Annotated in this window: 12 protein-coding genes and 2 pseudogenes; 12 read left to right on the top strand and 2 right to left on the bottom strand. The window is 38.4% G+C overall.

Translation table 11 applies throughout. The features are described from left to right. Positions 1–3 precede the first annotated feature (3 nt). The 6 genes from Q0110_RS16890 to Q0110_RS16865 are packed head-to-tail and all read left to right on the top strand — an operon-like array spanning position 4 to position 7855. Positions 4–2166, top strand: coding sequence for a hypothetical protein (locus tag Q0110_RS16890; RefSeq protein ID WP_297909164.1), 2163 nt, complete (start codon positions 4–6; stop codon positions 2164–2166). 3 nt (positions 2167–2169) lie between these two features. Beyond that, entirely contained in the window at positions 2170–3618 is a 1449-nt protein-coding gene (locus Q0110_RS16885; protein WP_366139697.1) for an O-antigen ligase family protein, read from the top strand. A gap of 22 nt (positions 3619–3640) precedes the next feature. After that, a complete protein-coding gene (locus Q0110_RS16880) occupies positions 3641–4855 on the top strand; it encodes a glycosyltransferase family 2 protein (RefSeq protein ID WP_297909158.1) in 1215 nt (404 codons plus the stop codon). Continuing rightward, the gene (locus Q0110_RS16875) at positions 4852–5979 is read left to right on the top strand and encodes a glycosyltransferase family 1 protein (protein WP_297909155.1); all 1128 of its coding nucleotides are present in this window, start codon (positions 4852–4854) and stop codon (positions 5977–5979) included. Before Q0110_RS16880 ends, Q0110_RS16875 begins: the two co-directional genes overlap by 4 nt. A 26-nt stretch (positions 5980–6005) precedes the next feature. Further along, positions 6006–7211, top strand: a complete 1206-nt coding sequence (locus Q0110_RS16870; RefSeq protein WP_297909151.1) for a glycosyltransferase — start codon at positions 6006–6008, stop codon at positions 7209–7211. Next, on the top strand, positions 7208–7855 hold the full coding sequence (locus Q0110_RS16865; RefSeq protein WP_297909148.1) for an acyltransferase: 648 nt from the start codon (positions 7208–7210) through the stop codon (positions 7853–7855). Before Q0110_RS16870 ends, Q0110_RS16865 begins: the two co-directional genes overlap by 4 nt. On the opposite strand, the gene Q0110_RS16860 is transcribed toward Q0110_RS16865, so the two are convergent. After that, positions 7827–9266 carry a lipopolysaccharide biosynthesis protein gene (locus Q0110_RS16860; RefSeq protein WP_297909145.1) on the bottom strand — a complete coding sequence of 480 codons (1440 nt, stop codon included), beginning with the start codon at positions 9264–9266 and terminating at the stop codon, positions 7827–7829. The two genes, Q0110_RS16865 and Q0110_RS16860, sit on opposite strands and share 29 nt — an antisense overlap. 128 nt (positions 9267–9394) lie before the next feature. Here Q0110_RS16860 and Q0110_RS16855 point away from each other — a divergent pair, with 128 nt between their 5' ends. The 6 genes and pseudogenes from Q0110_RS16855 (at position 9395) to Q0110_RS16835 (ending at position 12684) form a co-directional block, all read left to right on the top strand. Continuing rightward, entirely contained in the window at positions 9395–10150 is a 756-nt protein-coding gene (locus Q0110_RS16855) for a class I SAM-dependent methyltransferase (protein WP_297909142.1), read from the top strand. A 287-nt stretch (positions 10151–10437) separates the two neighbouring features. Continuing rightward, positions 10438–10656, top strand: a complete 219-nt coding sequence (locus tag Q0110_RS16850) for a hypothetical protein (RefSeq protein ID WP_297909192.1) — start codon at positions 10438–10440, stop codon at positions 10654–10656. Between the two features lie 839 nt (positions 10657–11495). After that, on the top strand, positions 11496–11702 hold the full coding sequence (locus tag Q0110_RS16845; protein WP_297909139.1) for a hypothetical protein: 207 nt from the start codon (positions 11496–11498) through the stop codon (positions 11700–11702). Next, the gene (locus Q0110_RS16840; RefSeq protein WP_297909137.1) at positions 11699–11905 is read left to right on the top strand and encodes a DUF3408 domain-containing protein; all 207 of its coding nucleotides are present in this window, start codon (positions 11699–11701) and stop codon (positions 11903–11905) included. Before Q0110_RS16845 ends, Q0110_RS16840 begins: the two co-directional genes overlap by 4 nt. Positions 11906–12175: 270 nt before the next feature. Continuing rightward, positions 12176–12388, top strand: a pseudogene (locus tag Q0110_RS18365) (helix-turn-helix domain-containing protein). 2 nt (positions 12389–12390) lie between these two features. Next, a complete protein-coding gene (locus Q0110_RS16835) occupies positions 12391–12684 on the top strand; it encodes a helix-turn-helix domain-containing protein (RefSeq protein ID WP_297909134.1) in 294 nt (97 codons plus the stop codon). 69 nt (positions 12685–12753) lie between these two features. On the opposite strand, the pseudogene Q0110_RS16830 reads toward Q0110_RS16835, so the two are convergent. Continuing rightward, positions 12754–13384: pseudogene (locus Q0110_RS16830) on the bottom strand (site-specific integrase); the annotation flags it as partial.

Here is a 13384-nt window from a genome sequence, read left to right as displayed (position 1 = left end):
TCAATGGATATCATATTATATATATCACGCTTCTTCTATCGAATTCGACATCAATTGGTATTCGGTACACTTGTTATAACAGCATTAGTAGCCTACTTCAGTCAATTTATGGGCAAAAACTATACAGTTTCCACCTCTATTTATACAGGTATTGCATCTAGTACAGGGCTAACAACTGATGAAGAAAGAACGGACTGGCAAATAATACTTAACACATACGACAACTTAGTTAGCTTGACTAAATCAAAAGGAACACTGGAAACGGTATCTTTAAAGTTATTGGCATTGTGTTTAATGAATGGAAATCCAGATGAAGACAATCTATATATCACAGCCAAAAACTATAATAAATTAATAAATACTACCCCAAAAGAAATATTAAACTTAGTAGATACGGCATCTTTCGATAAAACATTCTATTCCCTGAAAGAGTATAAATATAGTGATAGTTATAATTATCTACAAGAATTATTCAACAGCGAAACTCCATTTTTCAGTTATGCTGCCCTTTCTAAAATTATCATCAAACGACAAGGAAATAGTGATTTGATAGAAATTATATATACAAGTTCTGATCCCGGCATCACATGGAATACAGTAAAATTAATCAGTGAAGAAATGAAAGCCTCTTATAATCACTTGAGATTCCAAGCGGCAGATGACATTGTCAAATATTATGAAGAAGAACTAAGAAAAGTCAGGGCGAAACTAAACCAACAGGAAGATAACCTCACAGCTTACAACGTGGCAAACAGAGTCATCAATTATGATGAACAAACAAAAGCGATTGCACAAAATTACGAGTTTTTCGCCACACGTTATGAAGAGGCAGAAAAAGCTTACGAGAGTTCATCCAAGTTGATCAAGGATGTAGAGAAATATATGCTCATCCGAGCAAAGCTTATAACTGCAAACGAGGAATTTATTAATACGTTGGAAGATATCACCCGTATCAGTGGAAAGATCACAGAAATAGAGACTTTTACCTCTGAAGATAAACAAGCCACTGATAAGGAGCTACTAGGGTATAAGACCGATTTAAAAGATGCAGAAAAGAAAATAGCCCTACTAACCGAACAAATAAACTCATACAAAGAGAGTAAAGAAGGTGTTGCTATCGATGGTCTGGTAGACGAGTGGCTAAAACAAACACTCTTGTACACTAAATCGAAAGCCGAACTCGGTGTGTTGAATAAACGTAAACGGGAATTTGACAATTTATATAAGACTTATTCTCCAGTAGGTACCCGGATCAAGCAACAGGAACGTGAGATCAATCTTAGTGAACAATCCTATATACAAATCCTGTACGCATTGAATATGGCGAAGATGAAACAGAAAAACATTCAATTAACTTCTGCCACGTTAAACACAATATCAGAACCCTCTTATCCGCTTTTTAGCGATAAAGGAAAACGATTGTTATTAATTATAGCGGCTTTTATTGGTAGTTTACTGTTTATCACTGGATTGAATTTGATTGTTGAGTTATTAGACCGTACGCTCCGAGATGCAGAGCGAGCCAAACGTCTCACGGGTATGAACATACTGGGAGCTTTTACAGGGCGTAACTCTCAATTAAAATTCCGTGGTTTCATAAAAGCATGTAATCGGATTTCGGCCTCTTACATTTGTAATCGATTAAATCCTTATTTAAAAAAGAATGAGATATTGTGCGTAAACATTTTAAGTGTAGACCCCAAAGAGGGGAAAACGTTTATATGTAAATATTTGACTGATCAGTGGGAAACACTGGGCTTCAATGTAAAATACGTAAAAGTAAATAAGGAAATAACAATTGATGCTGCATTCTTAACAGCAGAAACAATAGAACACCATGTGTGTTGGGATAAACGTCCGGATATTCTACTCGTCGAATATCCTGCTATACGACAAAATGGAGTTCCACCTTATTTGTTACGTTCTGCTCAAGTGAATTTATTGGTGGCGAATGCTTGTCGGGTATGGAAACACAGTGATGATGAATATGTGAGATACCTTCGTGAAATGACTAGTAATGCCCCGTTGTTCTTATACTTGAACAACGCATCACGCGAAGCTGTAGAGGATTTCACGGGTCAATTACCTCCAGAAACTTCTATGCACTCATTTGCAAACAAGATGATGTATATGGGACTGACATCTACAGGTTCTGCTGTAAAATAACACATGGACATGAAAAGTATAAAACAACAAGAAGAGGCCACATTCAGACTATTCAACTTGATCCTCATATTGGGATTAGGAGGAATTATTACGTCCTTGTTGTTCTCTAATATACCTGCTTTTGGGACAATTACGCTTTTTCCTCTGATTTGTATAGGTTGTATGTTTTTACTCAAATACCCATGGCTTATCTTATTTGTGATTTTTACGATAAACTATTTTATCATGGGGATCACGCGTTATTTCCCAATTGAAGGAATCAGCGTTATTATGGATATTTCATATGCAATAGCTCTTGTTGTCATATTTATCCACGCCTCACTTTATCAAAATATTGAATTGAAAAGAGCGATCCATATTTTAAGTATCACATCTTTTTTATGGATGTTGTATTGTTTTCTTGAGTTAATCAATCCAACAGCTTCCATAGAAGGATGGATCCTATCAAGAGGATTAATTATTAATGGTTTAATCATAACGGTCTTAGCGTCCTTATTATGTACAAGTTATAAAATATTAAAAGCGTTGATATTTACTTTATCTGTATTCACAATGCTAGCTGTAGTGAAAGCTTTGATGCAGAAATATATCGGATTCGACGCTTATGAACAAAGATGGTTAGATAATGGAGGATATGTGACTCATATTATTTGGTCGGGTACTCGTTATTTCTCATTTTTCACGGACGCAAGTAATATGGGAGCGAATTTGGCGGCTGCATCTATGTTCTTTGGGATTTCCGCTTTCTATATGCGTTCGCATACTTTAAAAATATATTACCTTATCGTAGCAATATCTTCTTTCCTCGTGATGCTTACGTCCGGAACCAGGGGAGCCATAATTGTCCCATTAGGAGGACTATTTTTTTATGCCATAGTAAGTAAGCAAACGACCACTATTATAGGAGCAGCTTGTACTCTACTTTTTATATATGTTTTCTTTGCATTCACTTATATAGGACAAAGTGATAGTACTATCCGAAGGATGAGGACAGCCTTCCGTCCAACAGAAGACGCATCTTTTAATGTCCGTATCGAAAACCAGAAGAAATTAGCCTCCTACTTAAAATACAGACCTTTTGGGGAAGGGTTGGGGCTTTCTGGTGACGGATTAGGGATGAAGGTATCAACTCGTTTTACAACATCCATACCCAATGACTCTTGGTATGTTAAAATCTGGGTAGAAAGTGGTATCATCGGCTTGATACTTTATTTGGGAATGATACTTATATCCATGATTAAAGGAGGATGGATTATAGCTAATCAAATCAAGGATCCAGAATTAAAGGGACAATTGGCCGGATTACTCAGTGGTATATTTGGTATGTTCCTCAACGCATACTCCAACTCTTTTTGGGGACAATTTCCAACCATGCTGATTGTTTTTATGGGACTTACATTCGTATTAAATGGCCCATACTTTGATCAAGATATACAAATAAATAAAAAATAACTACTTCAAATAATTGAGCATTATGATAGAGCAATTTTTTCAAACAGGAGGATACTTTATTGAGAAACAAGAACACTTATATCTATTAGGAGATGCCATCCTATTTTTATGTTTCTTGATATTTGTATTGTATTTATTCATATTCGCAGTTAACTCTAAACGGAAACCTTTGTATACCTATCCTGGGGCTAAAAAGAAATATCGTTTCGCCGTCTTATTCCCCGCCTATAAGGAAGACCAAGTAATACTTGACTCCGTAAACAGTTTTCTTAAACAAGAATACCCTCAAGAACTATATGATATCATTGTAATCTCAAATCAAATGACCCCTGAGACCATTGATAACTTAAGACAATTGCCAATAAAAGTCGTTGAGGTGAATTCTGATAAATGTACTAAAATTGAAGCTATGCAAAAAGCCGTTGAATACATAGAGATAGAGAATTTAAGATATGATAATATACTCATTCTAGACGCAGACAATGTTGTATCTCCCACTTACCTTCAGGAGATAAACAACGCCTTATACGCAGGATGTTCCGTTTTACAAACACATAGGGTCGCTAAAAACAGAGACAGCAGCGTCGCTGTCCTCGACTCAATCAGTGAAGAGATCAACAACTCCATTTTCCGTAAAGGTCATACTCGCCTAGGTTTTTCATCAGCTCTAAGTGGTTCCGGAACAGCATTTGAATACGATCTATTCAAGGAAACCATTGAAGGTTACAATGGTATTGGAGAAGATAAATACATGGAACGGGTTTTGCTATTCCAGAATATCTATATTGAGTATCTAGAAGATGTATATACATATGATGAAAAAGTCCGGGAAAAAAAGGACTTCTATAATCAACGCCAACGTTGGTTAACTACTCAGTTCTCAAACTTATTATCCGGCATCTTCAAGATACCTATGGCCATGCTTAAGGGGAAATGGGATTATTGTGATAAGCTTTTCCAATGGATAATGCCTCCCCGTGTTTTATTACTAGGATTTATCATTTTAATCGCCCTTATCTTGACAGTTCTTGATTTCGTGGCTTCTATCAAATGGTGGTCTTTACTTATATTACTCGGAATCACATTCAGCATTGCAGTACCCGATTATTTAGTGGACAAAAGATTCACAAAAGCTATCATATCGGTTCCGTCCCTTTTCATTCTTATGTTTTTGAATATATTCAGGATTGGAGGAAGACAGTTTTCCCATACAAAACATTCCAATAAAAAATCATGAGAATAGCCATAGAAGCCCAACGTATTTTCCGGACTAATAAACACGGAATGGATTTCGTAGCCTTAGAGAGTATCCGGGAATTGCAAAAAATAGATCATGATAATGAGTATTACATATTCGTAAGCCCTGGAGAAGATCGATGCTTAGAAGAAAGCGACAATGTACGTATCATTGAGGTAACTTGTCCTAGTTATCCTTTATGGGAACAGATAGCCTTACCTCGGGCAGTAGCTAAAGTTAATGCAGCTCTATTGCACTGTACCAGTAATACAGCACCCATCCATTGCCCAGTACCATTAATATTGACATTGCATGACATTATATTCCTTGAGCCACGGCAAAGTGGGAACAAATCATTTTACCAGAATATAGGATGGTATTATCGTCGGATGATCGTACCACGAATATTACCACAATGTAAAAAAATCATTACTGTCTCACATTTCGAGCGGACACGTATTTTGAAGGCACTATCTTTACCAGAAGATTTAGTCACGACTGTTTATAACGGGTTTGGTCAACATTTCTATCCAAGAAAAGAGGTAGAACAAATTACCCGTAGATATACACAAGATAAGAGATACCTTTTTTTCCTAGGTAACACGGATCCCAAGAAGAACGTTCCCCGTGTATTAAAAGCTTATGAGCTTTATAGACAAAAATCTTTAAATCCCTTACCTCTATTGATAGCAGATATGAAAGACGAATATTTAGATGCTATCATGAAGGAACATGATATAGGGCACATTCGGCCTTATGTAATCAACCCTGGATACATACCCAATACGGATCTTCCATATCTATATAGCGGAGCCTTCATATTTTTGTACACATCGCTCCGAGAGAGTTTCGGCATACCTCTTTTAGAGGCGATGGCATGTGGTACCCCCGTGATCACATCAAATACTTCTTCCATGCCCGAAATTGGAGGAGATAAGGCCATACTGGCTGATCCATTCGATGCGGAAGATATCGCAAACAAACTTATAGAACTAGAGAATGACCCTAAATTGTATAAAAGCCAAATAGCATATGGCCTACAACGCTGTAGGCTATACTCATGGAAAAAGACCGCAGAGTCTTTGCTTTCCATTTACAAAGCGTTGTATAGCATGAAACCATAGAAACTTTCATAAAAAATTTTATGATTATGGAGAAAGACTTTATCATCACCAGCCTTCAACCTTGGGATATAGAGATAGGAAGTACTATAAAAAGTACGGCATTAGAAATATCCAAGACAAATAGGGTATTATTCATTAATACTCCTATCGAGTATGCGACATTATTGAAAGGGAATAAAAACAGTAAAGAAAATATCAAGCGACTTGAGGCTATTCATAAAAAAGGTGTATGCGTAAGAAAAATAAACAAGAATCTTTGGATAGCGGATTGCCCTTTTATCGCTTTTCCCGTAAATTCCATGCCAACCAAAACTCTTTTTGACTTTTTCAATCGTACAAACAATAAGAAAATAGCACGCTATACTCTAAAGGTAATCAAGGAACTTGGTTTCCATTCTTATATCCATATAATTGACACGGATATATACAGGAGTCTATATCTCAAGGAACTTATGTCTCCGTTATTATCTATATACTATAAAAGAGACCATATTACAGATGGGAAATATTTCAAGAAATATGGAAAGGCTGCCGAAGAGGAATTAGCAAGTAAGTCAGATATGATTATCACAAACTCACTTTATTTTGCAAATCAGTTCAGACATATAAACGCTCATACATATGATCTTGAGACAGGGGTTGATTTAAAGACATACGATTACTACAAGAAATGGGATACTCCCCTAGACTTATTACGAATCAAACATCCTATCATCGGATATGTAGGAGCATTGAAAGTATCCCGGCTTGATCTAGACCTTATCTATTTCATCTGTCTGCAACGGCCACAATATTCCTTTGTATTTATCGGTCCGGAAGACGAGACATTTCAGCGGCATGAGATACATCAGTTAAAAAATGTGTTTTTCCTCGGTCAAAAACAGATCAAGGAGTTGCCTGCCTATATACATGGATTGGATATAGCGACCAATCCACAAAAGATTAACAATATCACCATAGGTAATTATCCCCTAAAAATTGATGAATATATGGCTATGGGAAGACCTGTTGTTGCAACAAAAACAGATACGATGCAACATATCTTCTCCGAATATGCCAATCTACCAACAACAAAAGAAGAGTTTCTTCTTGCTATTGACAAAGAGCTCTCGGAATCCAACAATAAGGAAAAAGAAATAGCAAGGGTAGCCTTTGCCCATACCCATAGTTGGGAAAACAGCGTAAAAAAAATATATGAATATATTCAAGATTATTACTCAAAGAAAAAATGAATAACCTCAAAGAAAAAATAAAGCAAAATGGTAAGATTAAACGATTTATCTTATTATTGATCAGTCCCAGCAGAAATCCGAGACCCCGTCTTTGGGTAAGGCTATTCATCAATCCTTTTGTTCATAAAAGAGGTAAGAAGGTCTCCATTCACAGAAGGTCTAGGATAGATGTCTTTCCTTGGCATCGTTTTGACCTTTGTGATTACGTGACTATAGAAGATTTCGCAACCATAAATAACGGCGCAGGAGATTTATATTTTGGCGAGAATGTGAGAATAGGAATCGGATCGGTTGTCATCGGACCAGTCATTCTCAAATCAGGAGTAGGCTTGGGACAACATGTATTCATATCCGGCTTCAACCATGGTTACAAGGATACCTCCAAGAACTCATCTGACCAAGAACTGGACAAACGTCCGGTAATTGTAGACAAGGATAGCCATATAGGAGCAAACTCCGTCATCGTAGCAGGAGTACATATAGGTAAAAAATGCCAGATAGGAGCAGGAAGCGTTGTCACGAAAGACATTCCTGACTATTCCGTCGCAGTAGGTAACCCAGCAAAAGTGATCAAACGTTATGATTTTGAAAAGAAAGAATGGGTAAAAACATCCTTCATGCCTCCCTCCTCTTCTTCCTTATAAAAGACAACACCATCTCAAATTCCTTATAATGGAAAAAGAAAGACATAATGAAATAATAAGCCATACCTATTGGTACCCCTATCGCTAGCTGAACGCTAGGAGAAACTCCCAGCAATGCTGTCATGTACACTATCACCCCCATGGAGAAAGAAAGGGATATGACCGGAGCCAATTCCTTCACTTGAGTCAACAAACCGATATTTGTAAGTTTCTGCGTATAGTAAACAATTATGATGATATCCGTAAATGCGTACAAAACCAATCCCATACACATCACTTCCACTCCAAAAGGAATGGTTGCGAAAAGAATTAAAAAGGCAGTGATTTTCTTGATGATCTCCGCATATAAAAAATAATCAGAATGCCCTTTCACATTCAAAAGGGTATGATTGATCTTCATTACGGGATCCCACATATATGCGACACAAAGGATTCGTAACAAAGGAACCACAGGCAACCATTTATCCGTCAGTACTAAACGAACCACTGGCTCTGCCAAAGCACAAAAACCTATCATGACAGGAAAAATACAATAACAAGCTATCCGCATATATTTCAAGAATATACGATTCAATTGTTCCATATCATCTTGCAACCGACATTGTATGGGATATATAGCCCGCACGATCACATTCGTGAAATTAGAGGAAGGAAACTGAGCCCAAACGAACGCTTGATTATAATATCCTAACTCAATCGTTGAGAATTTCTTACCTATCACTAACGTATAAAGATTAGTATATAATGTATGCAATAAAGTTGATAACAATAATTTCGATCCAAACGAGAACAATACCCGGAATGAATGTACCGAAAAGCTCCAGCTAGGCATCCAACCCGACAATAGCCATATAAAAGAAACTCGTAAAAGATTATTCAGCAAGGACTGGTAGACTAAGGCCCATACATTATAACCTCCATAAGCCAACCACACACCAACACAACCACTCAAAACCACAGCCAATAATGATGCCAAAGCCTGCCGTTTAAAATCAAGAGCTATTGTCATTCGAGCTTGCTGCACTATTCCGAAGGAATTAACAATAAGGATAAGTCCTACCACTCTCGTGATCAAGACCAATTGACTTTGTCCATAAAAAGCCGCAATCCAAGGAGACATCAAATATAACAGAATATAAACACAAACAGAAACTCCGATATTAAAATAAAACACCGTGCTGTAATCCACCTCATTCCTATTCTTTTTTTGAATCAAGGCATTCGCAAAACCACTGTCAATGAAAGTCTGTGCTATCGCCATAAAGACACTTAACATCGCTATCAACCCATAATCAGAAGGCAATAATATTCTCGCAATTATTATGCTCAGAAGAAATTGTACACCTTGGACGGAGAATCTTTCCACTGCACTCCAAAACACACTTTGAGTAGCTTGTTGTTTTATAGACATACTCTTGTTTATAATTCGGTGTAAAAATAATGAAAATTCACAATTTAAACCAGTTTTTCATTTTTTCTTTTACTATTATATGAAATAAACCAATATTTATGTATTTTTGAGACCTAAAATTATAATGAATGAAGCTGCGTAACCCTATTAGTAGAGAAGATTTAAACATAAAAAAGAATGCATATGTATTGGAAGTAGGTAGTGGGCATAATCCTACCTATCGAGCGAACGTATTGGTCGATAAGTATATAGATTCTAATTATCATCGTAGTGGAGATATAAAAATATATCCACACCAAAAGTTCGTAAATGCGGATGGAGCTAAAATGCCTTTTAAGGATAAAGAATTCGACTATGTTATCTGTAACCAAGTACTTGAGCATACAGAAGATCCTAACGCATTTGTAAAAGAGTTACAAAGGGTTGGTAAGAGAGGTTATATCGAGTTACCCAGTTTAATCGGAGAATCTCTGTTCCCAAAGTCATCTCATAGATGGACTTGTCTAGAAATAGACAACAAACTAATATTATTCGAAAAAAATAAATTGCCATTGATCTATCCAGATTATGGGCGTACCTTCCTCAATATTCTCCCTTACCAAAGCTTTGCCTTAAGGATGTTTTTCCTCTCTTATCATCAAATAAACTGTGTACGTTATGAATGGGAAGATTCTATTGATATATTAGTCAATCCAAAAGATGATTTTTATTATTCTTTCTTCTCTAAACAATGGACAGAAGAAATGGTAAGAACTATTTTCCCTCCTCGCTCTAAAATACAAGAGCTTACAACCTTCATCAAAGCTCTCGTACATTTAATAAAATGCATGATCTTGCATAAGATACAACATCATGAACCGATCTCAATCAAAGACCACAAGTAACAGACCGAGTTGGTTTAAAAGAATCTCGTCCAACTTTATCGACAATTCTCATTGGAGTAAAGATAAAGAAATGTTCTTCACCAATGTGAACCTTAATATCTCGTAATTATAAATATGCATTATTCTTTCTGGGATTTAGTAATTCACATTAATAAAGGACAAATTGTATATTTATCGCCATATCACGATATATCACTATCCGGCTAACCCATTATACCGCTATCAACATATCCCCGTCTATCCCTATTCCAGTATCACACCCTATGCGGCTCATCATATCATGATATATCATTATTCAACAGTTCCGACATATTGCCGCCTCCGACCCTTCCGGGTTTGTACGCATCCTGCGTGAAGGCAGCTGGTTTGACAGTGGGTACGCCGACGAGGAGTACATGGAGAATTTCTCCAACCGTTACCACGAGCTGCATGGGGTGAGAGCGAGAACCGACACGTCAGGGTACTTCATGGACGACCTAAAAAAGTACGGTTACATCAAGGGCTGAGAAGCCCGCTCCTTTAATTGTTACGTTTCCTACCGGTTTCGCATGGACTGGCAGAGATTTTTCTTTTCATCGCCGTAGTGTTCCCGTCTTGCTGTTCCCTCTACGGGAACAACGTTCTTTAGACAGCTTGACAACCCGCTATACCGCACCCTTCAAAAGCCACCTTGTTTCGGGGAGATTTGGAACTTCCTACCGAGTTCTTCCTATATTAGAAGTGGTCTTTGAATAGTAATATCCAACAAGTGAGGCATAAATCAGTCAACAGCCAGCTTGTCAATGTGGGCATTGGGGAGGTATATCCAACAAAAAATGTGCGAATTTTGAATATGGATGTAACGTTTGCATAAAATTATTTAGCTTTATTCCTTTTATATATCACAATCTCTGTAACGTGGGCTGTCGATATTCCCGTAGTCCGGTATATCATTATCACAATAATATAAATTGTTGTTATTTTCATACCCCGGTATATATCGCTATCTTGTCAACATGAGTTCCCTCTATCTTCGTGGCTTGACATATCATTATTCTAACAACATAAACTGTCACAATATACGTGACTTGGTGTATCATTATCCCGATAATGTAAGCTGTCAATATCTCCATGTCTTAGTATGTCACAATCCTAGCAACATCGGGGAGAATCCAGATATCCTCTTGGGACTGCCATTTGTCATGTCTTTTGTTGGCATTGACTATTAATGTCTATGTATGAATAATTGACAAGGTATTCTCTCCCACGTTTATTCTTTGCGGCGTAGGACGATAATTCTCCATCAGGAACATCCTCCTTACAAAACGCCCGATTATCACAGGGAATTAATGTATAAATCATAGTTATGGACAGCATTGAAAGGAAAAAAACAAATCCGTATAATATCAACAAGAAGGATATACTGGATATAGTTATCGCTAAAGGCTCATATTTGAACCGCATTTCCGGGGATTTGAAAGAGGTGGCGCCCCACAAAGAATCTTCATCCCTGCCGGAAAGTAAAAAGACGATAACGGATGAAGAGGTAAAAAATATATTGAAGCCCGCTTGAACAATTTTTCATCCAACCGGCGCAAGCCCCTGCATATTGATGCACAGGTGTACGAATGTATCTCGGACATTGTCTGGGCAGTCAGACGTAAGGATTTCACTGTTTCCGGTGTTATAAGCCGCATACTGGTCGAACATATCAAAGAAAACGCCGACTTGATAAAGAAGATCACAGGACGAAATTACAAACTGTTCCTGCCGTAATATGATGAGAAGTCCTCCTTAAAACGGTTCTGGAGGGGGAGTCGGAAATCACGACTCCCATCCGGAAATGACTTTGGAAAGTATTTGAACTGTATTTCAATAATTTGAGTTTCTGACAGGAAGCTATTTTAAATAAAAACGACAAGAAAAATGGAAGTATATTACATTGAAGCCGAAATCTTTGAGGAAATGCTGGCGCAGGCTGAGAGCCTGTCCGCACAGGCGGACCGCTTGTATGAAAAGAACAAGGAAAAGAAACCGGGAGAGTGAATGGACAGCCAGGATGTCTGCCTGCGTCTTGACATCTCTCCACGTACCTTGTAGACTCTCCGGGATACCGGACGGCTGGCATTCACCCAAATCCAGCGGAAAATCTACTACAGACCGGAAGACGTGGAGAAACTGATGGTCTATGTCGCCATGAAACGCAAGGAGAAGGCGGTGAGAGAAAAAAGAAAGAATAACAGTATTAATTGGAAGTAACGATGGAAGGAATTATTAGCAAAAAGACGGGCAGTGTCCACCGGTTCTTTGGCTTGCTGGATAACATTCAGACGAGACAGGAAAGGCTTGCGGAGGATAACCGCCCTCTATTTAACGGTGGGCGTTTTCTGGCTGACAAGGAATTGTCAGACCTGCTAAAAATCAGCTGTAGATGCCTGCAGGATTACAGAGACCAAGGGCGTATTTCTTATATCCGGCTGGGTGGAAAAATTTTGTATAGGGTATCCGACATTAAAAAACTCCTGGAGGATAATTATCATGAGGCCCTGATATAATCAGGGCGTTCAATACTTAAGAATGACAGCCGGAACCGATGTTTAATGATTCTCCCGGCTGTCATTTCATTATTCGGACATTTCCGTTAGTACGACCGTATCCCCTTTCTTTCTTCTTTTCATCAGCCAGCCCATGTCGCCGAATATCTTCTGGTCGGTAACCTGTACATAGACCTGCGTACTGTTTATGTTGGAGTGTCCCAGCATTTTGCTGATGGTCTCGATAGGCATCCCTTCCTCGAGCGTGACCAGGGAGGCGAAAGAATGCCTTCCCATGTGGTAGACAAGGTCCTGGTTCAACCCCGCCATCAGACGCAGGGATTTCATGTTGGCCCTGAGCGTGTGGTAGTCCTGCGGTGGGAAGAGCGTGGAGTGGGTATCGTCACGGTACTTCTCGATCAGCACGATGGCTTCCGGCAGCAGCTTGACATGTCCGAGATAGTCGGTCTTCTTTCGCCGGTACTTCAGCCAAAGCCCCCCTCGTCATCGGTGAAGAGGTTCTCCCGGGTGATGCTTACCGTATCGGCGTAGGCCGTACCGGTCATACACGAAAACATGAAAAGGTCTCGGGTGATGACATGTGACCTACGTTTTTCCGGTATCTCCAGATCACGCAGCTTCTCAAAATTCTCACAGCTGAGTGCCTTCGGCGTACTTTCCTTCTGCTTGGGCAGCTTGAAGTGGCAGAAATGGTATTTCT

The sequence above is a fragment of the uncultured Parabacteroides sp. genome (assembly GCF_947855115.1).
Taxonomy (GTDB): Bacteria; Bacteroidota; Bacteroidia; order Bacteroidales; family Tannerellaceae; genus Parabacteroides.
This window is presented reverse-complemented; position numbering and strand designations above follow the sequence as displayed.

Bases quoted from the DNA above. Each gene is read 5' to 3' on its own strand.
- Q0110_RS16890 (WP_297909164.1), top strand. From the start codon at position 4: ATGGATATCATATTATATATATCACGCTTCTTCTATCGAATTCGACAT.
- Q0110_RS16885 (WP_366139697.1), top strand. From the start codon at position 2,170: ATGGACATGAAAAGTATAAAACAACAAGAAGAGGCCACATTCAGACTA.
- Q0110_RS16880 (WP_297909158.1), top strand. From the start codon at position 3,641: ATGATAGAGCAATTTTTTCAAACAGGAGGATACTTTATTGAGAAACAA.
- Q0110_RS16875 (WP_297909155.1), top strand. From the start codon at position 4,852: ATGAGAATAGCCATAGAAGCCCAACGTATTTTCCGGACTAATAAACAC.
- Q0110_RS16870 (WP_297909151.1), top strand. From the start codon at position 6,006: ATGGAGAAAGACTTTATCATCACCAGCCTTCAACCTTGGGATATAGAG.
- Q0110_RS16865 (WP_297909148.1), top strand. From the start codon at position 7,208: ATGAATAACCTCAAAGAAAAAATAAAGCAAAATGGTAAGATTAAACGA.
- Q0110_RS16860 (WP_297909145.1), bottom strand. From the start codon at position 9,266: ATGTCTATAAAACAACAAGCTACTCAAAGTGTGTTTTGGAGTGCAGTG.
- Q0110_RS16855 (WP_297909142.1), top strand. From the start codon at position 9,395: ATGAAGCTGCGTAACCCTATTAGTAGAGAAGATTTAAACATAAAAAAG.
- Q0110_RS16845 (WP_297909139.1), top strand. From the start codon at position 11,496: ATGGACAGCATTGAAAGGAAAAAAACAAATCCGTATAATATCAACAAG.
- Q0110_RS16835 (WP_297909134.1), top strand. From the start codon at position 12,391: ATGGAAGGAATTATTAGCAAAAAGACGGGCAGTGTCCACCGGTTCTTT.